The sequence below is a fragment of the Acinetobacter sp. YH12108 genome, from assembly GCF_013419055.1.
Classification (GTDB): domain Bacteria; phylum Pseudomonadota; class Gammaproteobacteria; order Pseudomonadales; family Moraxellaceae; genus Acinetobacter.
The window spans coordinates 120,400-143,171 of record NZ_VPAW01000009.1 but is presented as its reverse complement, the minus strand read 5'-3'; the positions used below and the strand labels follow the sequence as shown (position 1 = coordinate 143,171).

Sequence of the window (22,772 nt, the reverse complement as noted above, 5' to 3'; positions counted from 1 at the left end):
CTTTTGTGTGACCAATCTTCTCAAAAACCGAGTAAAAGCTCCATGCGCCAATTTCCTGAATCCATGTAAGCATTTACCTACAACAGTTATTTATTTTTTGCCAATAGATTGTTGCATTGTTCAAGTATTTTTTCGCTTAAGCCACTCTTTCGTGTGGTTCTGACGCATAGCGCTTGTGTAAACGCGTCGCGATCTACCAGTAAGCTCACAACTTTTTTGGCCCGGGTAATCGCTGTATAAATCAGTTCCTTACTCAGCAAATTTTTGGCCTGTTGATCGAGTACTACAGCCGTATGAGTAAATTCTGAACCTTGCGATTTATGAATCGTCAAAGCAAATGCCGTTTCGATACTTTTCGGTAAGCGGGTCGCCAGCACCCATTTTTCTAAGCTCGGGAAATACACTTCAAATTGTGACTGTCCTTCTTGTTCTCTCCAGAAACAGATGCCAATATCACCATTGGACAGACCCAGCTGATAATCGTTATAAGTCATCATCACTGGTCGACCGGTATACCAGTCGCCCTGTTTTAACTTGCCTACACTGGCCAGAAAACGCTGTTCAATCTGCTGATTGATTTTATTCAAGCCCAGATCACCATGCCGGATTGCGGTGAGAATCCGGTAATCATCAAAGTACTGAATTGCCTGCTGCACATATTGATCAAAATCAGCCTGATCCTGAGCCAGCTTGATCGCGTCTGCATAAGCCTGATAGCCATACATCAGTTGATCATAATATGGGTCTAACTGTAGACCTGTAGTTGGGTTTATTTCTGGCAGATATTGCAGTTGCAACTGGTCAATCTCTACCTGATCCAGTGCAATTGCTTGCAGCTCACTCGCAGCAACCACTTGCTGTTCAAACTGGTTTAAAACCGATGCTGGAACATGTTCCTGCTGGATAAAGTGCGCCATCGCACCAATCCGGGCGCCTGAAGCAAAACGGCGTGTCGTGATTAAATTGACCCGATTATCTGCCAGAACAGAAGTCTGCTGTAAATCTGCCAGTACAGTGCCGACATCCACCGAGGCCAGCTGGTCTGCATCGCCTAATAGAATTAAGCGGGCTGAATCTGGCACTGCAGCAAGGAGCATCTGTGACAGGCTTAAGTCCAGCATGGATGCTTCATCAACCACGATCACATCATATGGCAAAGGCTGCTTGGCATGAAACCGTGGGCGTCCCAACCGGCCCAAGCCCAGTAAGCGGTGCAAAGTAACGGGTTGAAGCTGTTTTAAAGCCTCCAGTTCAAAAGCGTGTAACTTTTCACTATGTAAGGCTTTCTGCAAGGCCTCTTGCATCCGCTGCGCCGCTTTACCCGTCGGAGCAGCCATCGCAATCCGGATATTGGGTAAGGCTTCATGCAGTACCGCAATCATATGTGCCAAGGTATAGGTCTTACCGGTTCCTGGCCCACCAGTAATAATATTCAGTCCCTGCTTGGCGACCATTTCCAGCGCTTGCTTTTGCTGTGGATCTGTCAGGAGGTTATGATCACGCTCACTTAAATTTACTGGTGTGATGGCTTGTGACTTGATCCGGGCGATCTCTGTAGCGACTGCCTGCTCCAGCTGCCAGTAGCGGTATAAATACAACTGCTGGTTTTCAAAAATAAAAGGTGCAATGCCTTGAGCCTGCTGGCTACGATCCAATACCAAATGATGCAATAGAGCTTTTTGCTCAGCACTGGCCGGAATACAACTATTGCCCTCCTGCATCGCTTCAAGGAGCTGCTGAATCAGCAATTTTGCGGCAGCATCAAAGGTCGCCGAACTGAACGGTGGCTGACATAGATAGTCAATCCAGGCCATTAAATGGGCTGATTGCTGAGACACGTGAATTTGCTCATTTTCCACACAGTTATCCTCAAAGTTATCCACAGGATAATCTTCTGTTTAAACTCTTAAAATTTTATAAATCATCAAAATTATGCTGATTTTTTCTGCTCAAAATAGCCCAGAATTTCATCCAGTTTCAGAATAAATTCCAGACCAGGCTGCCAGTGATAAGCGCCTTGTTCAGCCTGACCATTCATACCGCGCAAATACAGATAAGTCGCCCCACCCAGATGCTGCTGCATGTCATATCCCTGCATGTTCACGCTTAGATAACGATGCAATGCCACCAGATATAAGGCCGCTTGCAGCCAGTAACTGGAGTGGGTCATATTCTGCTGGATGGCCTCGGCCGTGTAATGCTGCTGATCCGATCCGAGAAAATTGCTTTTATAATCGGCAATATGATAACGCTGACCATCAAAATAAACCAAATCAATGGATCCAGTCAGATAGCGTGCCGATTTTGCCTCATTAAAATCAGGCATGAGAATATCATGCTCGGCAAACAGTTGCTGGATCTGACGAATCTGTAACGGTGCATCGGTTAAAGACAGATAAAACGGAAACTCGGACAGATACGCACCTTGCTGCAACTGTTCCAGGCTGAACTCTGCCTGTAGGGGTGCAGCCAGAATTTCTTTGAGCCAGTCATGAACCCGATTGAGTAGAAGATCCTCAATCATCTCATCAATGAAATGATCGAATGCCTGCTGAAAAACGGCTTCTACATCCAGTTGCGCTGCTGTCTCAGCAGGCGTCATCTGCGCCATTTCCTGTTCGAAAAACTGGATAAAAGGCTCATCATCCAGTTCTGTAAAATAGCGCTGAAACTGCCCTAAGAAGTTCAACCATTCAGAGTGATCGAATGTTTGAGCGGAACGGAAAAACTGCTGCCATTCCTGACGATAAGCTTCACTCTGATCATGCAGGCGAATTCCGGTCAGGATTTTATAATTCAGGCTGGAGAGTACTTTTTGCATACTCTGCTGCAATTTTTCCGGCTGCATTTGACCTTGTCGGGCCACCTGACTGAACAGGGTCTGTAAATTCACACAGGCCGTCTGATAGCCCGGGGTAAATGCCTGCTGTAACAATGGACGAATATGAAAGGCCTGATGAAATTTCTCTTTCAGTTCCTGCCAGATTTGTGGCGCTGTATTTTTAAAACGACGACGGATTTCCAGATTCCAGTAACTGCGATCCTGAAAATCGATATGCTCAAAAATACTGTGCAGGAAGGTTCCGGCTACCGTGCCTTTTGGAAAATTCAGCCTGATCCAGTCCAGTGGCTGACTGGCTATCTGCTGTTCCAGTTCCAGTAGATTCATTTCATCTGCGGCACTGTCCGGACGTTCAGAAGCGATGACCAGATCATCCTGCAATATTGCCTGATGCGGGAGATGCTGTGACAGTGCAGTAAAACTGGTTTTGGTCCGCGGATAGAACTGTCGCTCTGGTAAAGGATGAGCCTGCATCTGTAACGGTGCTTCTGTCTGTTGTGCCACAATTCTAGGCGGCTCAGAAGCCAGAGGTTGTTCCAGCAGACTTAGGGCATGCTGAAAGGCCGCCTCACCTTGTCCACGCCAGAATGCCAGTCCTGAATCCGCCTGTCCGCTCTGATCTTGCAGCATGGCATAAACCCGGTGACTGGCCCGGGTCAGTGCCACATACCAAAGCCGGTGATTTTCTGCGGCATTCCGAGCCGCATTTTGCAAAATCGCCTGCTCATGCAAGTCCTTATGATTAACTGCAATCACCCGGGATTGTTCCAGTACATTTTCCGCGGCTGACAGGGAAAAGTTCAGATTTCCTTTATTCACATCAAAAGGTGCATCGGCACCTAACAGGAACACCACTTTAAATTCCAGACCTTTGGAAGCATGGATGGTTAAGAGCTGTACCCCATGATCGCCAGAGAGTTTTCGCTCTTTTTCGTTATCCTTGCCTGAAGGTGATTGCAACTGACGCAAATACCAGTGATACAGCTTTTGAGCACCCTGATAATATTCACTTTGCTGACACAGGATCTCGGTCAGATGACGTAAATTCACCACTACCCGTTCATTGTCCAGGCTCTGGCTTGCAACCAGATTGGTCCAGACCTGAAACAGGTTTAAGGCATAATTCCAGGCCGTCAGAAACCCTTTTTCAAACCACATTTCCCGGATAGCATCAAAGTCGGCAATATAATGGCTCAGACCTTCGCTCTGCTCTTGCAGTTCGATTAACTTTTTCAGGTTAAAGCCCAATAAACGGGTCAATAAAGCACGTTTGACTTTGGCTTCGTTAAAAGGCTCCATGATCGCGGTCAGAACAGCTGCAACATCCTGAGCCACCGGACTGGCAAAGACGCTCTGCTTAGATTCCTTATAACAGGGAATCCCCATGCGTTGCAGACGCTGCTTGACCTGTTCCAGCGCATAATGGCCAAAACTGAGAACTGCAATATCATCCGCTTTTAAGTGCTGAACGTTGTCACCCTGCTGGAAATACAGTTGCTGCTGTTCAGACTGATTTAATAGCTGGCGAATTTTCCAGACCACCTGATCGGCTTCAACGTCCTGTTCACCGAGCTGAATCCAGCGTAGTGGATGCGGATTACTCAGCGTTTTATCGATTAAATCCGGATGTGGCCGGCTCCCCGCCTGAATCAGGGTGTAATGCACCTGTTCACCAAAATCCATCTGGCGTTGAAACAACGCGTCCACCACCTCGACTAAAGGCTTTACCGAGCGATGGTTCTGGATCAGAGTATATTCACGGCCCTGCTTTTGCAGCACATCGGCACGCGCCTTGTTATAGGTCAGCATGTCACCGCCACGGAAACCGTAAATCGCCTGTTTCGGATCACCCACCATGATCATACAACCGGCTTTGACTCGATTCGGATCACGCCAGATTTTAGCCAGCAGATCATCCTGATCCTGGTTGGTATCCTGAAATTCATCCACCAGAATGAGTGGATAGCGTGCCTGTACAAACTGGGCAAAGCGTTGACCTTGCTGTCCCTGTAAAGCTTCAGCCAAGGTTCGAATCTGTTGGGAAAATGTGGTTTCACCCTGTTTTTGCAAGGTTTGCGGCAGACGGTTCTGCACACTGCGAATAATATGATATTCCAGATAGGTGGTCAGCTGCTTCAACTGTGCATCCATCTTCTCTTTGACTTCGCACAATCCATCAATGGCCTGAATCAGGCTATGTTGCAGAATCTGCTGCTGCTCTTCTTCCGGACAGCTTTTGTTAAATACTTGCTTCATTGAGACCGGTTGAAAATCGGTTTTCTTGCGGCGCAAATAACACAGATTCAATAAGATTGCATGCAGTTCTGGATCAAAAAAGCTCATCGCGCCTTTGGTTTTCAGCACAGCCATCCAGGTCATAAAGTTTTCACAGACATCGCTTAATCTGGTGAAAAAACTCTTATGAAAATACTTGGGAGAATTCTGGCAATACTCCCGAATGATCTCAATTTCATATTCATGCACATCGAACAGGCGCTGAATGCAGTGCTCTAGTTCAGTCAGATCCCATTCGACTTTTTCTACCTTCTGAAAGTATTGCACACGGAAATTTAGAGCATCACGAACTAGTCCAGTATAATGTTCTACTGGTTTCAACAGGTTTTGCAGATATAGATGATTGATCATATATTGCGGCTGCTGCTGGATCCATTCCCGCAACACATCATGAATCAGCTGCTGGATATACAGATCCTGATCTTCAGTCAGTTCAGCCCGTTCAATCTTGCCGCTTTCAAAAGCAAATTCACGTAATAATTTCTGGCTAAAGCTGTCCAGTGTCCCGACAAACAGCTCATCTAGCTGGTTCAGTACCAGACGTAAACGGCGCCGGGCATAATCCATGCGTGAGCCATAATCTTTTAATACCTGCTGAAATAGTGGATCCGATTCAGTCTGGATTTTGGCGGTGATTTTGACCGAATTCAGCTCCTGATGACGCTGAATGAAGGCCAGCGTTTCCTCGACTCTGAGACGTACCCGGTTTTTCAGTTCAGCTGTAGCCTTACGGGTAAAGGTTGTGGCAATCACCTGATGCGGATAATACTGATCCAGAAAAATCCGTACCATCAAACTGGATAAGGTATAGGTTTTACCGGTCCCCGCGGAAGCTTCAATCCAGTGCAGGCCGCTAAAGCGCATGTCCTGAATCGGATTGGTTGAAATCTTTTTGTTCTGGTTGGGTAACATGGTCATTATTCTTTTATCCATTCCAGATGTTCATGAATCGGTGCATATAACGCATGGGCAAAATCATGGCAACAGCGTTGCAAGGCCAGATCCGGGTCCTGATCCTGCAAAATAAACTGCCAGTCCTGATGCAACTGGCTGGATTCATCGCTGGCCAAAGGCTTGGCACTTTCATAGCTGTTGTTCCAGGCCTTTAGCAGTTCCTGCATCTCGGCAATGGTGATCTGTCCCTGTTCATTTTCGGTCCATTCCCAGGCCTTTTTCATCAGCAATTCGGCAGGCAATACCAGCGGCTGGGTCTGTCCCACTTCCCAAGCTTTCAACCAAGCCTGTAAATGATGACGTGCCTGACTAGAACGCAGTCCGGAGAATTTCAGGGTTTTATTACTGAAAATGACAATCCGTTCCAGCTGTGGAGACAGTTCATCATTGTTCAGATAGGCCAGCCAGAGCAAATATTCCAGCCAGACCTGTGCCCGACGTTTTTCTGAGGCCGAAGATGACTGCATGCTGAGCCAGTAACTGCTGTGTGGCACTTGTGGCAAGGTAATATGAATCAGCAGTTCAGGGTTATATTGCCAGGTTTGCTGCGTTACAGGTGTCAGCTCTTTATTCAGCTGCAATAAACGTTCTTTTAGCGATTGCTGTTCCTGCTGACTGCTGAGCCAGGTCGCTTCCTGAGTTTTTCCGACCGGTAAGCGGTCCAACATCAGCTGTGGCTCAATCTCTTGATCCTGTTGTAATAGGAAATCACGGACCTGATACTGTTCCAGTTTATTCAGCAATAAGGGTTCTCGTGAACTTGGCAGATCGGCATATCTCACACTGGAAACACCGATACTTTTCAGGAATAGACGTGCTGGGAAAATCATGTCACGAATCCACTCATCCCCTTTCAGCACCCGGATTTCTTTCTGCATCAAGGCCGGATAATGGGCATTGATCCAGCTGCTGCGCTTGCCCTCTGCACTGCGAATATATTCTGCTACAGCAAACCACTGGGTCTGATAACGTGGAGTATGAGATTCGACGTAACCGATCGGATCGAACGGCTGTAGTGGATGCACATGATAGAGCTGACGGATATGCTTGGCCACGCTCAAACCATTCATCTCAACCGTTTCATCGACTTCAGCATCGGGCTGGTCTGACTGGCAAATCAAGGCAATATGCTGGATCAGTTCCTGCAATGAAGTGGATGGATCACGCGCTTCACCATCATCAACATCAAAGCCATTATAGAACAGCCATAAATTGTCCTGCGCCAATAGCAATGCATCCAGAAAAGCACCTTGGTCATCATCCAGACGGGAACGATCCCCTAGTTGCGGCTTCAGACTGTTCATCAGGTCAAATGGTACCTGCTGATTCCGGCTCGGAAATTTACCGGTATCCAGATTCAGCATCACCACCAGTTTATATGGCAACGGACGGATCTGGCCGATTTGACTAAAGGTAATTTGTCCGGTCGGCTCGGCCTGATCCAGCTGCATCTCCAGTGTATTCTGAATTTCTTCCAGTACATAAGGCAATGGCAGACTTAAGGCGACCAGCTCCTGGCTGGCCTGCGGATCATCCTGATCATGGTAATCGGCCAACGTCAGCATCCGCATCTGCTTGTCAATGATTTCTGCGACCGCCTTTAAGGACTCGACGCCGGCTTCACGGAACTCATTCAAGTCTTCACGCAGATATTCCAGCCAAGTTTTTACCGGGGTACGTTGGCCCTGTTCATGCAAAATCAGCCAGTCACGGCGCTGTACCAGATCCTGATAAATCTGGATCAGAGTCGAGATGAGAGGGAAATCACTACTCAAGACCCGAGCATAGCTTAAGGTATCCTGAAACAGGGCATGTTCCGGAACTGCAAGCCCGAGTGCCAGCCGATCCAATGCAAATTTAAAACTGAAGCGGTAATCTTCATCGCCTGCAGTCAGGCTTTGCTGTAAATGCTGCTGATCCAGACCACGTTTAAAGCCCGCTTCGCCCAGTAGCTGCAACATGCGCTCAACTTGCGCGTAGTCCAGCGCATATAGTTGCTGGGTCGCATTCAGACTGAGCCAGTCGGCAAAATCTTCGATACTGAAACGTCGATGCACCAGCTGAATCCGGCCCAGTACCGCGCGCCAGGCATTGCTGACATCGAGTCGGGACACCCCGGCAATCTGAATCGGTAAATATAGATTATCTTTTTGCAGACGCTGGCTATTACCTTCCCGTTCTCGCGGTGGTGGTGCAAAGACACTCCGAATCGCCGGCTCCAGCTCTTTCAGGTTCGGGGCCAGCACCAGAATATCGCTCGGCTGACGTGGGGCATCTTCCGTGCCTTGGGCCAGCCAGTGAATCATCTGTTCTTTTAAAACTTCCAGCTGGCGTAGTGAGGAATGGCAGACATGAATCTGCACCGAATCATCGTCGGGTTTGAGCGCATACTGGTGTTTTTCCGTCTCCAGCAGGTACAAAATATCCGACTGGATTTTGGCCAGTAACTTATCCTGATATTCATCCACGAAAGCATCGGCCCAGAGACCTTCTTCACCTGAAGACAGTTTGGACAATAACGAGAAATGATCACGTGCCTGCTTGCCAAAGCGGGTCAGCAAGGGATGACGCGATTCCCGGTCTTCGGCATTAAAGTTCAGCTGAAAGGCTGCAAAGAAATGCTGGATTTCGGTATCAGTCGGCAAACGTCCCTGAGATTTTTCAAATTTCCTGATGAAACGTTCCTGCACGCCAAGGTCATAACGTGCTTTCCAGTCCGGATCGACACTATCGGCCCAGTATTCCTGTGATGGGTTAAAGTGGAAAATATAAATATCAATGTATTGACCGAGACGGCGCAAGAAATCCAGTTGACTCGGTGGCAATTCTAGCAAGGTAAAGACCACGACCTGTTGTGGCAAACGTTTTAAAGCCTGTGCCTGAGTATCTTCATTTTCCAGACGTTCCCAGTACATCTGTTCGATGTCCAGAATCTTGGCATAATCATCCTGAAAGACATGCTGCCATAGCCAGCGCTGCCAGGCTTCCAGTTCGCGTGCCTGAATCTTGACGAAGTCTGCCACCGGAATTTCATGGCCATTTTCATCTTTAGGAATATAGATCATCTGCTCAAGATCGAGCGCAATATCCTGCCCCCAGGACGCCAGCCAGTTAGTGGGACAACGACATTCCTGTGGTGGGCAATTCCGCGCGCAATAACCACGGTAATCCATATAATGGCTAAACAGGCGCGAGACCTGTTCGGATACCCAGTACAGCATGCTTTGTTTTTTCAGCTGCTTCTCTATGCCCTGTTCCAGACGATCTGCGCTGTCATAAATCCGTTTGATAATCGAATACAGTGGATGATCGATCTCTAATGGAATCTGCTCAGGCAAAATGCATTTACGTAATGCCTGAAATACCCGCCATTTAATAATAATTCGGGGAATATTGGCTTCACGAACCTGTTCGACTTCTTTGGGATTATTCAGCACCCACTGATAGGAAGTCCACTGAAAGGCACGGATCCGGTGATGAAACTGGGTATTGGCACTGATGCCCTTTTTCTCGGCAATTTTTTGGGTCAGCCAGGCCTCGACTGCAGGAGATGGCACAATAAAATGCCGCGGCTGTAACACAGCCAAGGGATTTTTTGCGCTCTGGTTGACGATACGCAGCATACTATCCAAAAGCACATCAATGCGTTGACTCTGAATAACATGAATTGCCATCGTTTCCCCTGAAAAATGAGATGGAGCAGTACTACAAAATGATAAAGATTATTTACTATACTTACCGAACTGTCTATGTCACTTTAAAACTCATACTTCAGTCAAAAAAGTTCTTTGAAAAAAGCATCTTATTGATGTTTGAACAGAAAAAAACAACATCTAGCTTTAGGTAATGCCCATGAAATTAGACAAAATTCCAGATCGTATCGATCCAAGTTTAGATTTAGACAGAATTCGCAACGAGTGCTTAGAGCTAACCAAAAAACGTGCCTATTATTCTGCCGGAGCAGCTGTGATTCCGGTGCCATTTCTGGACGTGGTCATTGATGTCGGCATTCTGTCGCAACTGATTCCGGAGATCAATGCCCGCTTTGGTCTAGCCCCTGAACAGATCAGTGTGTTTGATCCTGCAACCAAACAGGTGCACTGGAATGAACTGCGTAAACGCGGAATCGAGTTTTCCGGTCTGGTGGTAGCACGTACAGCAGTCAAAAAATCTTTGAACAATGTTGCAGCGAAAGTGATCACAAAGCAAGTCACAAAATTCATTCCACTCGGTGGTCAACTGGTAGCCGCGAGCCTCGGTTATTTTGTCATGAAAAAAATTGCTGAAGCGCATGTTGAAGATTGTTATCGCACAGCAAAAAATATCCAGCAAAAACAGATTGCTCAAGGCAAATAAATTTCCCGCCCCATTTTTTATCCCCAAACTTTTCAAAACTCAGGCAGATTAATCTGCCTGAAGCTGCTTTAAAATTGTTTTTAAAATTTCGACCCGAGCGGTGTTTTTATCATCAGTGGCAATAATGTGCCATGGTGCCTGTTCTGTCGACGTACGTTCAAACATGTCGGCGGCCGCTTTTAAATAATCATCCCAACGTTCCCGGTTACGCCAGTCCTCATCGGTGATTTTAAAGCGCTTATGTGGGGTATCTTCACGCGCCTTGAAACGGGCCGCCTGCTCTGCCTGGGAAATCGCCAGCCAGAATTTAATAATTACGGTTTGATGGTTAATCAGGCTCTGTTCAAATCGGTTAATTTCATCATAGGCCCGCTGCCATTCTGCCGGGCTGGCAAAGCCTTCTACCCGTTCTACCAGCACCCGACCATACCAGGAGCGGTCAAAAATACAGATATCATCATCAGTTTGCAGCTTGTTCCAGAAACGCCATAAATAAGGTCGATTCAGTTCATATTTTTCCGGCGCCCCGATGGTCTGGATTTCATATTCACGTGGATCCAGCTTTTTCACAATCCGCTTGATTGCTCCGCCCTTGCCTGCTGCATCCATCCCTTCAAACAGCAAAATCACATTACGTGGGTCTGAGCGCAGCGCCTTGGCCACCTGAGGAGACAGTTTTTTCAGTTCCGCTTTATAGTCCTCTGTCTTGGCAAGTTCTTGCGAAGGATGCTGCAATAATTCTGGAATTTTGGCCTGTTTCCATCGTCCTTTGGCCCGAACCGGATGATTGGGACAATGTTTTAGCGCCTGCAAAATATACTGTGCAAACTGCTGGTCACGCTGTTTTTCATCTTCCCCGTCAATGATCAGCCAGTCTTCGTCTTTAGTAAACCGCTCTCGCAAACGTTGCACGGTGTCGTACTTTTTTTTGTCGCGCCAGTCCAGCTCATGCAGTTTGTGCCATTGCATTTCACTCGAATCCATCTGATCCAGGCGTTTTTGTAGCGTTTTCCAAGGTAAGTCGAACCAGACCTTGACCACATCAACATAGTTATTTTTTAGATCCTGCTCAAAGACACGCATATCTTCCAGATAGGCATCAAACTGGGCATCATCAATGGCACCAGTCTGCATGGTGGTTCTGAGCAGATCGCTGTACCAGTTACCAAACAAGACCATGATCTGGCCTTGGGCAGGAATAAACCGTGTATAGGGTTGCCAGAAGGTCTGTTTTTCTCCTAATACTTGCGGCTGATCGGCCTTCACCTGCAAATAACGAGGATCTACCCATTCACGTAACTGTTTGACTGCTTCGCCCTTACCTGCCAGCTCGATTCCATTGACCAGAACAATCAGGCTTTTGCCATTTTTCTGACCTTGGGTTTTTCTCAGATCATACTGGGCATTGATCAATGCAAGGGATAGCTCGTCTTCATCCATTAACTGGAAAATTTGTTCTTCTGTACGCATGGAGATCCCTCATCTTTTATTCTTGTGGGCAGTATAGCGAGGAGTCTGAACGCAAAAATAGCATTAGCAACGTTTTTCACACGATTAGATTGTCTGTTTAAACAGCAAATTGACATTCAAATAAGGAATCATTGATCAATTTGTCATAGCGAGATTGCGCCACACCCTCTAAGATTCTGAGATCGAAAAATCATATTTGAAAATACATGTCCAAACTTGCCCGATTAGATGAACTCTTAGAACAGTATTATCAGCTGAAGTATCACACTCAGCCTGAAATTTTAAGCCGTTTACAGGATGTGCAGGCATGGCAAAAGGCACGGATGCAGCGTAGCCATCATCAGCATTTTTCTGAAAAAAATAACCAGCTGATGGCCGAATATTTCCTGAATCGGCTCTATGGCGGCCCAGACTTTGACGCACTGGCCGAACAGATTGCCCGACTGATGAAATATGCGCACAAGGCAGAAAAAATGATTCCGGAAAATGCCCTGAAAACCGGAACCTCAGGCGTCGAACTGGCGATCTTGGCCGTGCAACTGGATGAACAGGTCGCGATTCAGCTTTTAGAGGATTATCCTGCCAACGCACCACTGACTGATGAAATGATGCGCGTGACCTATCTGAAACTGGATCAGGGCGAAGCGCGCTTGAAACAGCTGGCATTGCTGGATCAGCTGGGTGTCAGTCTGGATAAATATATGCGTTCCTTTGTGGTTTATACCGCCTTCAAGATGTGTAAAGGCGCAGCCAATAAATATCATTTTCAGGTGATGTATGAGTTTATGCAGGACGGTTTCCAGGCCATGAAACCGTTAAAATCGGCAGAAAAATTCGTACATGACTTTACTGCGATTGAACGCGGCATTATTGATAAGGTGCATTCAGGCGATCCAGTGCCATTCCAATAGTAGATTCCTTTCCCATCCATGATGAGGAAGGCTTGCGGTCCTGCCTGATCCTGATATTTTCAGGTCTTTAGGGCAGGCCATCGCCAATGATAAATCATATGAATTATTCGATCACTGGCAGTGAAGATTTCCGCCCATATTCCTATTTTTCTGTATATTATTCATAACAATTGCATCATGATTGCTGAATAACATCCAAGAATCTGTCATTATGCAGGCAATGCAAGATTAACCCGATTGATATGTTAGGAGTGACTCCAATGTCGAATGAAAATCAAACGCCTACCCCTACACCCGAGTCGGCACAACAGACAGACAAAGTGAGCCCATTCTTAACCACTCCGCTTCCGCAAGGCGCTCCACAAGGTCAGCAACAATCTCTAGAACAACGCCTGACCGATACGCCTGTGACTGGAACTGTCCCTAAATATAACCTGCCACGCGGTGCCAATACCGGTAACGTCGGTCCAACCACACACTTCGGCTACAAGACTGTGAGCAGTGACGAAAAAGCCCAGAAAGTGGCTGAAGTATTCCATTCGGTGGCCAGCAAATACGACATCATGAATGACCTGATGTCATTCGGCATTCACCGTCTGTGGAAACGTTTTGCGATTAATATGTCAGGCGTGCGCCGTGGCCAGCATGTGCTGGATATTGCAGGCGGTACAGGCGACCTAGCCAAAGTATTTAGCCGTGAAGTGGGCCCTACCGGTCATGTAGTACTGTCTGATATTAACGAATCCATGCTGAATGTTGGCCGTGATCGTCTGATTGATGCCGGCTGTACCAATGTTGATTTCGTTCTGGCGAATGCAGAAACTCTAGAGCCATTTGCCGACAACAGCTTTGACCTGGTAACGATTTCTTTTGGTCTGCGTAACGTCACCGATAAAGATGCTGCACTGGCAGCCATGTATCGTGTGCTTAAGCCAGGCGGTCGTTTACTGATTCTGGAATTCTCTAAACCAGTTTTTGAGCCATTCTCAAAACTGTATGACCTGTATTCATTCACCGCTTTACCAATCATGGGCAAAATCGTGGCAAATGATTCAGAAAGCTATAAATACCTGGCTGAATCAATCCGTATGCATCCAGACCAGCGTACTTTAAAAGGCATGATGGAAAATGCTGGCTTCCAGAACTGTGATTACCACAACCTGACCGGTGGTATCGTTGCCGTTCACCGTGGCTTCAAGCTTTAAGGGTCGTACCCGATATGTGGTCACTTCTCGCCCTCGGTGCTGTTGAACGCCTGATTCATCATATGATTGATCTGGATGCGATTACCCGCATTCAGCTCAATACTTTGGCTGGCAAAATGCTGCGGGTGGTCATTACTTCACCGCAGCTGTCCGTCGATGTCTTCTTTGATGAGGGCAAGGTTCGTCTAGAACCAACGCCAACCGGCCATACTGAAGAATCTTCGATTTTTGAACAGCGCCCTTATGAAGCCAATAGTACTCAAATTCCTGAAGCAACGGCGACGCTACAGGTGAATAATGTCGTAGAGCTGCTTAAACTGCTGCTTGCTGATGAAGTCGGTAATATTCCATTGCAAGGTGACTATAAACTTCTGCAAGAAATCCAGCGCATCATGCAGCAGGCAGAACCTGATCTGGCGGCGCATTTGAGTCCTTGGATTGGCCCTGCTCTGGCACATGAAATTGGCAAGTTGCAGCTGGCTCCGAAGCATTTAAAACGCACTTTAGAAAGCCAGTTATTTTTCGCTGAAGATGCCCTGAAAGAAGATAGTGGCCTTTTTGCCCCGCGCTGGCAAATGGATGACCTGAATCAGGATACTCGTATCCTGAACCAGAATTTAGATCGCGTCGAAGCCAAAATCCGTCAGCTTCAGGCTCAGATTGAATCTGACGATTCTACTGATCAGCCATTTACTCCTGCTACACCTCATATCCCTTCTCAATACTAGGTACACCGCTTTATGATTCCGCATGTTTCACGTTTACTCGAACTTTGGCGCATCGCCGCGCACTATAGACTCGACACGTTGTTTCCTGCGGAAGAACTTCCTGAAAAAGCCCGGCATATTTTATCTTTAATTCGTATGCATCCGGCAGCCTGGTCCAGCCGTGAGCGTAAAAATCCGCTCAAGCTGAAACTGGCACTGGAAGAAATGGGACCACTGGCAATCAAGCTGGGTCAGTTGCTTTCGACCCGTCGTGACCTGATTCCGCCTGAAGTGCTGCAACAACTGGTCCTGTTACAGGATCAGGTCAAGCCCTTTGATAATGATGTCGCCAAGATGCGTATTCAAGAATCATTAAAAGCGGATGTAAATACCCTGTTCGCTCGATTTGATGTTCAGCCACTGGCAGCCGCCTCGATTGCACAGGTGCATACTGCAGCCCTGCATGATGGCCGTGAAGTGGTGGTCAAAGTGACCCGTCCGAATATTCGCCAGCAGATCTTGCAGGATTTTGAAATTCTTAGCTGGCTGGGCGATTTTCTGGAAAAACGTCTGGAAGCAGCGCGTGCCCTACACTTGTCTGAAATTATTCAGGACTATCGCCAGATCATTCTGAATGAGCTGGACCTGACGCTGGAAGCGGACAATACCCGCCGTATGCGTCATTACTTCACTGGCTCCAGCATGATGTATGTGCCTGAAGTTTATATGGACAGTAAGGACGTGCTGGTAGCAGAACGGATTACCGGTGTTCCGATTTCGGATATTGCCACCTTTGATGAACTGGGTATGGACCGTGCTGATCTGGCACGTAAAGGTTTAACTATCTTCTTTACTCAGGTCTTCCGCGACAACTTCTTCCATGCGGACATGCATCCAGGCAATGTCTTTGTAGAAACTATCAATCCGGCCAATCCGCGCTTTATTGCGCTGGACTGCGCGATTATGGGAGAGCTGTCTAAGCATGACCAGATGACCGTAGCACGTATGCTGTTGGCGGTCATGAACAGCGACTTCATGCAGCTGATTCAGATTGTGCATCAGGCCGGCTGGATTCCACCGGGTACCGATCAGGACGCGCTAGCACGCGAAATGCGTCGTACCGTGGGTCCAATGGTCTCCAAGCCGATGCATGAACTGGATTTTGCCGGGATTCTGATTCAGGTCATGGACATCGCCCGTCGTTTCCATCTGGAAATCCCGCCACAACTGATGTTGTTACTGAAAACATTGGTACATGTGGAAGGCCTGGGAACAGATTTATATCCTGAGCTGGATATCTGGAGTCTGGCGAAACCAATCCTCACCGATTGGGTCAAAGCCCAGATGAATCCGCAAAAGAATATCAAGGAACTCGGACAAAAAATCCCGGATCTGCTTTTGGGCGCGCAGGACCTACCGACCCTGATGATCGACAGCCTGAATGGCCTGAAAAACCAGTCCTCCTGGCATGCCAAACAGCTCAATGAATTGCAAAGTATGCGCCTGCAAATGGAACATCAGCAAAAACGTAGCTGGATTTTTGGCAGCATCATGGCCATTCTGCTTTCGATTGCAATCATTTCACCATGGTTTGTGTCAGTGATTCTGATTGTGCTAGCAAGCATACTCGCAGTCTGGCGGATTGCAAAATAACTGAATAATCTTCTTAAAAGACCTGACATTGTTCAGGTTTTTTTATTTTTCTCCTTCCCTATGACTGCAAAGTCACCTTAGGGTATATCTTGCCATTGGGCTTTGTGACCAGATGCTTAAAATATGTCCTCATTGGTCAAATATGGGTTGAACCTTTATGCAGATTTTACAAAAACATGCGCCTGCTCTGAAAATCCGCGCTGGGCATCAGGCTCGTGAGCTGATTCTGAAAGAAGGTTTGCAACCCGAACAGGTCGATATTGTGCCGGGTGCTGCAGGTGGCCCCAAAGGCATTGGGATTCAGGGACTGGACCAGGCCATTTTTGGCGAGTTTTTCCCACGTGCTCCTCAGCGTAGAACCTTAGTCGGTTCATCCATTGGTAGCTGGCGTTTTGCCAGTGTCGCGGCGTGGGGAGCCAAAGCAGGCACTGAACGTCTTGCCGACTTGTATACCCATCTGTACTTTCACAAGAAAATGACCCGTAAGGAGGTCAGTGACGTTTGTCGTGGCATGCTGCTGGATCTGGTACAAGGCAAAGAAACCGATCTGGTGAATCATCCAGATTATCATCTGACGGTATTGTCGATTAAAGCCCAGCACATTTTCCAAAGTGACAAGGCGCTCCCCCTACTCGCCTCTGTAGCTGGCATTGTGGGAACTACCGCTGTAGCGCGCAAACATAGTCGCCATTTTATGCAACGTGTGATCAGCCAGCCGAATACCGGTGAACAGTTTAAAATTGCCGATGATGGATTTACTACACATTATCACGCCTTGACTGAGCAAAGTGTTTTGTCCTGGCTGATGGCTTCTGCCTCTATTCCGGGCGTGATGGCAGCAGTCAATAATATTCCGGATGCACCGCAAGGTTATTATCGCGATGGCGGTCTGATTGACTATCATATTGACCTGCCTTTCCAAAGCAAAGGCATCGTGCTGTATCCGCATTTTACTGACAGCATTACTCCTGGCTGGTTCGATAAACTGTTTAAACGCACGGCACGCCCGGAAAATCAGGCACGAACTTTGCTAATTTCACCCTCTCAGGAATATTTGCAAAGTTTGCCTTTGGGTCGTTTACCGGATCGTAAAGACTTCACTTTGAAAGGTTTGGATCAAGCTCAGCGGATTCAGCTCTGGAAGCAATGTATTGCTGAAAGTCAGCGCCTGGGAGATGAATTTCTGGAGCTAGTCGAGAAGCAGAATTTTGCCGATGTGATGCAAAGCCTATAATGGGCGCGGTCTGCTCGAATTGTTTGTATAATTACCTTAATTTTTTGAACTGTTGAGATTTATGCAGAAATTTTTAGTGATCCTGCAATATGCATGTATAGCCTTTGGACTTTATCTGATTTATAGCGTTAGCATGTCGCTGTATACCCAGCAGTTTGAGCTGATGGAACTGGTGGCAGATATTGGCACCATTCTGATCTGTCTGGATTTGGGTGTGTTTTTATATACTAGTAAAGGCAAACAAGGCATCACCATGGAAGAGTATGCTAAACAGCTAGAACAACCACCGTCTAAACTGGTTTATGTGACACGTAAACTGGGACATCTGGGTATTTTATTGATTATTACCAGCTGGATTGTTCCGATTATTAATAGTTAATCCAAAATAAAAAACCTCCCGATTGGGAGGCTTTTTTTAAATTTCTTTGAGATGACAGGCTTTTAAAAATTGATATGTTGAATCATACAATTCACTCGGTCTGGTCCAATCATTATCATCTACATTCGGTAGGTAAATCACCATTCCTTGACGCGCACGAGTCAACAAAACACGATAAGTATTCAGTAGATATTTTTGCTTTTCCATCTGATTGATGTTCTGCCATTTTGTTCCTTTAAATGCTTGATAACACCAACCATCCTTAAAGTAAAAATTAATATCCCACGCAACACAGCAGTAATCTAATTCTAATCCTTGAACATCAAATTCTGTGGCGACATCTTCTAAGTAATATGAAGAACGTACATCAATTGTAGAATTCAAAAACCAATCAGATGGTGTGATTTTATTTTTAACATCAATCCCCTCTGCTTTGAGTCTTCTTGCGCCTGAGCTCGCAATCATGCCGTAACGCTCTGTCCCTTTGGCTTGTTGTTTTAGCCATGACTTAGCTTGTTCCAAATTCCTTGTTATAACAATTGGATAGGATTCTACAACTTGGCTATAAATATGTTGTGCTTTCGTCGCATCCCCATCTAAAATTGCTTGGACAAGTTCAGCAACTCTTTCACTTCTAAACGACCTTACTGATACCGCCAAATGTAAATCAGGTTCTTTATTGCCATGCTGAATTAAATGATGCTTTCGGCTTTGATCTTGTATATAGACACGATCCTCTAAAATTTTCTCAGAATAATAAATCTGCCATTCAGGATAATGCTGTTGTAAAGCATCTAACCATTCGATAACCCCTGCTTCTCCAGTGTTAATCTCTTGACCGCCACCGATTAAACAAATAATCACGCACCAATCTGTGTGCCGATCCATTACCTCAATCAAAAATTGTGGTTCAGATTTATCAAAGCTCTGAATTCCCTTTTTTTGCTTCATAAAGTTAGAAACTTGTTCTTTGCGCCAAGCTCTTTGTGCCTCATCAAATACCACCACCTTTTCAATAGGAGCTTCTAATGACCTTAAATACTCATCTCGAAAGTGATGGATATTTTGAATAAAAGCTTTTGCTTTTCTTTCAGCACTTGATCTGGTTTCAAGTTGACCTTCAGTTTTTGCTGTTTCGACTGTTTGTCGAATCAGCGCTTCCCTTAGCACATCAACAAGTGGGCCATTGCCCGAGAGAAAAACTGAATGTTCTGATTCGTCTTTTTTTAGTCGCTGGTTAGCAATATTCAGCCCTGCTAATGTTTTTCCAGCACCCGGTACCCCTGTAAGAAAACAAATTGCCTTATGTCGTTTTTCTTTTGTTGTTTCAATAATATGTTCAATACGTGCTGAAGTTATTTTTAAATTAATCGCCCCCGCATCACTTCTGGAAATATCTTCAACTTGATGTCCTTGATAAAGTGCTTTCGCTGCTTCAATAATCGTGGGTGTTGGTCTATAGATGGCTTGATTCCACTCTTGGATATTAATGTCCATACCCACATCATAATGCGCAAGAGCCTGTAGAATCATTTGGTTTAAATTGTACTGATGACAACAAATGGGTGCTCGAAGATCATCTACATCCTCCCAAATGATTTTTTGTGTATCCGCTTCAGTAGCTACAAGAATTGGAATAATTTTTTTATCATGACTTTGTGAATGAAAATTCTTTAAATCCAAGCAATAATCAATCACTTGATTTTTTGCAGTTGCAGAATAAAAACTTTCCCCAACCTTAAACTCAATAACAAAGATTAAATCACGAATAATCAGAATATTATCAGCACGCTTCCCCATTCGAGGAATGCTGTACTCAAAGTAAAGACGACCCTTTGCTATACCAACTAAATTTGCTTTTAAAATATCTATTTGTGCTAACCAAGCATTTTTCTGTAAATCTTCAAGTGCAAATTCATGATGCTGTGCCAAATTACCTAAGATTAAGTCATTTGAGCTAGGTAAAAAATCTTGGATGGAACTTTGATAATAACTTCTTAACATTTTTAGATTCTTTGAGATTTTTTAAATGTTTTTAATAAGAAAAACCTCCCAAAAGGGAGGTTTTTCGTTTAGAGCCTAAAGATTATTTCGAACCTTTAATCCCTGCTTGCAATAACAATGCCCCTAAACCGCCAATTTTATTTTCTTGTGGTTTAGCCGCTTGAGGTTTCTTGCCATGTGGGCGATCACCTTGCGGACGCGCATGTTGTGGACGTTTACCTTGTGGCTTGCGCTCACCGCGTTGCTCATTATCACGACGTGGTTGACGTGGTGCTTTCGCTGGCGCTTCGGAACCTTCAGGACGCATCGACAGATTGACACGGTTACGTTCAACATCGACGTTCAGTACACGAACTTGTACGATTTGACCTGGTTTCACCACTTTATGCGGATCAGCCACAAATTCATTCGCTAGTTCAGAAATATGTACCAGACCATCCTGATGTACACCAACATCCACGAAAGCACCGAAGTTAGTCACATTGGTGACTACGCCTTCCAGCTGCATGCCTTCAGTCAATTGAGACACTTCAGTAATATCATCACGGAATTTTGCGGTACGGAATTCTGGACGTGGGTCACGGCCTGGTTTTTCTAGTTCAGCCAAAACATCCTGAACGGTTGGCAGACCGAATTTATCATCGACAAACTCTTCTGCATTCACCTGACGAATGATTTCAGTATTACCAATAATATCTTTTACAGTGGTTGCTTTCGCTTCAACAATTTTAGATACCAGTGGATAAGACTCTGGGTGAACTGCAGACGCATCTAGTGGCTCTGAACCTTGCTGGATACGCAAGAAACCCGCCGCCTGTTCAAAAGTGCGTTCGCCTAGGCGTGGCACTTTTTTCAGGTCCTGACGGTTGTCAAAACGGCCATTTTCCTTACGGAAGTCCACGATTTGCTGTGCAATTGATTTGTTCAGACCTGCGATATAACCCAGGATCGCAGCAGATGCCGTATTTACATCTACACCGACCGAGTTCACACAGTCTTCAACCACTGCTTCAAGAGTTTTTGCCAGACCGGTCTGGTTCACATCATGCTGGTACTGACCTACACCAATGGATTTAGGATCGATTTTCACCAGTTCTGCTAATGGATCTTGCAGACGGCGTGCAATTGATACTGCACCACGGATCGATACATCCAATTCAGGCAATTCCTGAGAAGCCAGTTCAGATGCTGAGTAAACAGAAGCACCCGCTTCTGAAACAGAAACACGAGTCAATTTCAGGTCGCTATTTGCAGCCATCATTTCAGCAATTAACGCTTCAGTTTCACGGCTTGCCGTACCATTCCCGATTGCAATCAGGTCAACATTAAATTCGCGACAAAGACGTGCCAATTCAGTCAGTGAACCTTCTTTATCATCTTTCGGTGCAAATGGGTAAATGGTGCTATGTGCCAATACATCACCTGATTCATTCACCACTGCCAGTTTTACGCCAGTACGGATACCAGGATCTACGCCCAGTGTCGTACGTGCGCCTGCAGGCGCAGAAAGCAGTAAATGACGCAGGTTTTCAGCAAAGACCTGCATTGCTTCAGCTTCAGCAGCCAGACGTTTTTCAGTCAATAATGAATGTTCGATCGTTGGACGAACTTTACCAAGCCAGAACAGTTTTGCAGTCTGTTTCAGGAAATCCTGACGAGATTGCGGCTGAATGGTATCCAGGTTGTATTCAGTTTCAATACGTGCCAATGGTGCATCATCTTCACCATCTACTTTAAGGCCCAGTACATTTTCCTGACGACCACGTAGCATTGCCAATAAGCGGTGTGAAGGTACCTTGTTCAGATTTTCAGAGAAATCGAAGTAATCACGGAATTTTTTACCAACTTCTTTTTTCTCTTCGCTAGCGACCAGACTTTTCAGCACGGCAGTTTTAGCAAACATTGCTTTAAGCTCAGTGGTCAACGCAATATTCTGCGCCCAGTCATCAATCAGGATGTGCTGGATCGCATCGAGCTGGCTTTCCTGATCTGGATAATCTTCATGGCTAAAGCCCGCTAATGCTTCTGCTGGATCCACGGCTTCAGTAAAGATTTTTTCTGCAATCGGACCTAAACCGGCTTCTTTGGCTTTAAACGATTTGCTGGTACGTTTTGGACGGTATGGTGCGTAAATTTCTTCTAGGGCATTTTTTGTTTCTGCCGCATTCACCCGTGCCAATAAATCATCAGATAATTTATTTTGTTCTTTTAGTGATTCGATCACCTTTTCACGGCGTTCATACAAATCACGCAAATACGATAAACGTGTATCGAGCTGGCGTAGTTGCGTATCGTCTAAGCCCTGCGTTACTTCTTTACGGTAACGTGCAATGAAAGGAACGCTGGCACCCTCATCAATCAGTTTGATGGCAGCTTCTACTTGATTTGGACGTACGGCAAGTTCTTTTGCCAACTGCTGAACTAAGTCAGTCATCGTGTTTGATCCCACAAGGATAAGTACTAAATGGCATGATTATAAAGACCAGGTCTATAAAATCCACCATTGTTTTTATTAATTTATATAAGCTTCAGATAACCGTATACGATCGTTTTCCAGTTTTTCCACTAAAGTTTGCATGAACTTTGCATTTTATTCTTGTTCCGGGACGATTTTTTTCGCATATAGATGTATATATTTGGTATCTATGTCTTGATTTTAACTGCAATATTTGATGCTTTAGAGCATAGTCAATTAATAGTAATGAATCGTATACTCAAAGCATATTTCATTTTTTGTTTATGACGACAATAAAGAATAAAGG

The 22,772-nt window shown here is 45.7% G+C and carries 13 protein-coding genes; 7 read left to right on the top strand and 6 right to left on the bottom strand.

The features are described 5' to 3' along the window. Positions 1 to 86: 86 nt before the first annotated feature. The 3 genes from recD to FTU46_RS07970 form a co-directional block, all read right to left on the bottom strand. Complete coding sequence (gene recD / locus FTU46_RS07980; RefSeq protein ID WP_373686585.1) at positions 87 to 1,859, bottom strand: exodeoxyribonuclease V subunit alpha; 1,773 nt, start codon at positions 1,857 to 1,859, stop codon at positions 87 to 89. Between the two features lie 71 nt (positions 1,860 to 1,930). Then, positions 1,931 to 6,055 carry a UvrD-helicase domain-containing protein gene (locus FTU46_RS07975; protein WP_180104705.1) on the bottom strand — a complete coding sequence of 1,375 codons (4,125 nt, stop codon included), beginning with the start codon at positions 6,053 to 6,055 and terminating at the stop codon, positions 1,931 to 1,933. Then, complete coding sequence (locus FTU46_RS07970; RefSeq protein ID WP_180104704.1) at positions 6,055 to 9,765, bottom strand: exodeoxyribonuclease V subunit gamma; 3,711 nt, start codon at positions 9,763 to 9,765, stop codon at positions 6,055 to 6,057. Before FTU46_RS07970 ends, FTU46_RS07975 begins: the two co-directional genes overlap by 1 nt. Before the next feature lie 178 nt (positions 9,766 to 9,943). Between FTU46_RS07970 and FTU46_RS07965 the strand changes: the two genes are divergently transcribed. Beyond that, positions 9,944 to 10,447, top strand: a complete 504-nt coding sequence (locus tag FTU46_RS07965) for a hypothetical protein (RefSeq protein ID WP_159123426.1) — start codon at positions 9,944 to 9,946, stop codon at positions 10,445 to 10,447. A 48-nt stretch (positions 10,448 to 10,495) separates the two neighbouring features. Here FTU46_RS07965 and FTU46_RS07960 read toward each other — a convergent pair whose 3' ends face one another. Beyond that, complete coding sequence (locus FTU46_RS07960) at positions 10,496 to 11,917, bottom strand: phosphate--AMP phosphotransferase (protein ID WP_180104703.1); 1,422 nt, start codon at positions 11,915 to 11,917, stop codon at positions 10,496 to 10,498. A 206-nt stretch (positions 11,918 to 12,123) separates the two neighbouring features. Between FTU46_RS07960 and FTU46_RS07955 the strand changes: the two genes are divergently transcribed. The 6 genes from FTU46_RS07955 (at position 12,124) to FTU46_RS07930 (ending at position 18,006) form a co-directional block, all read left to right on the top strand. After that, the gene (locus FTU46_RS07955; RefSeq protein WP_180052877.1) at positions 12,124 to 12,828 is read left to right on the top strand and encodes a hypothetical protein; all 705 of its coding nucleotides are present in this window, start codon (positions 12,124 to 12,126) and stop codon (positions 12,826 to 12,828) included. Positions 12,829 to 13,088: 260 nt separating this feature from the next. Continuing rightward, positions 13,089 to 14,033, top strand: coding sequence for a bifunctional demethylmenaquinone methyltransferase/2-methoxy-6-polyprenyl-1,4-benzoquinol methylase UbiE (gene ubiE, locus FTU46_RS07950; RefSeq protein ID WP_005232491.1), 945 nt, complete (start codon positions 13,089 to 13,091; stop codon positions 14,031 to 14,033). A 14-nt stretch (positions 14,034 to 14,047) separates the two neighbouring features. Then, the gene (locus FTU46_RS07945; protein ID WP_180013296.1) at positions 14,048 to 14,761 is read left to right on the top strand and encodes an SCP2 domain-containing protein; all 714 of its coding nucleotides are present in this window, start codon (positions 14,048 to 14,050) and stop codon (positions 14,759 to 14,761) included. A 12-nt stretch (positions 14,762 to 14,773) separates the two neighbouring features. Then, positions 14,774 to 16,393 carry an AarF/ABC1/UbiB kinase family protein gene (locus tag FTU46_RS07940; protein WP_180104702.1) on the top strand — a complete coding sequence of 540 codons (1,620 nt, stop codon included), beginning with the start codon at positions 14,774 to 14,776 and terminating at the stop codon, positions 16,391 to 16,393. A 157-nt stretch (positions 16,394 to 16,550) separates the two neighbouring features. Further along, complete coding sequence (locus tag FTU46_RS07935; protein WP_166134788.1) at positions 16,551 to 17,627, top strand: patatin-like phospholipase family protein; 1,077 nt, start codon at positions 16,551 to 16,553, stop codon at positions 17,625 to 17,627. Between the two features lie 61 nt (positions 17,628 to 17,688). Next, on the top strand, positions 17,689 to 18,006 hold the full coding sequence (locus FTU46_RS07930; protein WP_004781714.1) for a hypothetical protein: 318 nt from the start codon (positions 17,689 to 17,691) through the stop codon (positions 18,004 to 18,006). Positions 18,007 to 18,042: 36 nt separating this feature from the next. Here the strand turns inward: FTU46_RS07930 and FTU46_RS07925 are convergent, their stop codons facing one another. Both FTU46_RS07925 and FTU46_RS07920 read right to left on the bottom strand, forming a co-directional pair. After that, on the bottom strand, positions 18,043 to 20,010 hold the full coding sequence (locus tag FTU46_RS07925; protein WP_180104701.1) for a DUF2075 domain-containing protein: 1,968 nt from the start codon (positions 20,008 to 20,010) through the stop codon (positions 18,043 to 18,045). Positions 20,011 to 20,092: 82 nt separating this feature from the next. Further along, positions 20,093 to 22,444, bottom strand: coding sequence for a Tex family protein (locus tag FTU46_RS07920; RefSeq protein WP_180104700.1), 2,352 nt, complete (start codon positions 22,442 to 22,444; stop codon positions 20,093 to 20,095). Between the last annotated feature and the right edge of the window lie 328 nt (positions 22,445 to 22,772).

Excerpts from the sequence above, each read along its gene's own strand:
- FTU46_RS07955 (WP_180052877.1), top strand. The coding sequence starts at position 12,124 with ATGTCCAAACTTGCCCGATTAGATGAACTCTTAGAACAGTATTATCAG.
- FTU46_RS07965 (WP_159123426.1), top strand. The coding sequence starts at position 9,944 with ATGAAATTAGACAAAATTCCAGATCGTATCGATCCAAGTTTAGATTTA.
- FTU46_RS07920 (WP_180104700.1), bottom strand. The coding sequence starts at position 22,444 with ATGACTGACTTAGTTCAGCAGTTGGCAAAAGAACTTGCCGTACGTCCA.
- FTU46_RS07935 (WP_166134788.1), top strand. The coding sequence starts at position 16,551 with ATGCAGATTTTACAAAAACATGCGCCTGCTCTGAAAATCCGCGCTGGG.
- FTU46_RS07930 (WP_004781714.1), top strand. The coding sequence starts at position 17,689 with ATGCAGAAATTTTTAGTGATCCTGCAATATGCATGTATAGCCTTTGGA.
- ubiE (WP_005232491.1), top strand. The coding sequence starts at position 13,089 with ATGTCGAATGAAAATCAAACGCCTACCCCTACACCCGAGTCGGCACAA.
- FTU46_RS07940 (WP_180104702.1), top strand. The coding sequence starts at position 14,774 with ATGATTCCGCATGTTTCACGTTTACTCGAACTTTGGCGCATCGCCGCG.
- FTU46_RS07960 (WP_180104703.1), bottom strand. The coding sequence starts at position 11,917 with ATGCGTACAGAAGAACAAATTTTCCAGTTAATGGATGAAGACGAGCTA.
- FTU46_RS07945 (WP_180013296.1), top strand. The coding sequence starts at position 14,048 with ATGTGGTCACTTCTCGCCCTCGGTGCTGTTGAACGCCTGATTCATCAT.
- FTU46_RS07975 (WP_180104705.1), bottom strand. The coding sequence starts at position 6,055 with ATGACCATGTTACCCAACCAGAACAAAAAGATTTCAACCAATCCGATT.
- FTU46_RS07925 (WP_180104701.1), bottom strand. The coding sequence starts at position 20,010 with ATGTTAAGAAGTTATTATCAAAGTTCCATCCAAGATTTTTTACCTAGC.
- FTU46_RS07970 (WP_180104704.1), bottom strand. The coding sequence starts at position 9,765 with ATGGCAATTCATGTTATTCAGAGTCAACGCATTGATGTGCTTTTGGAT.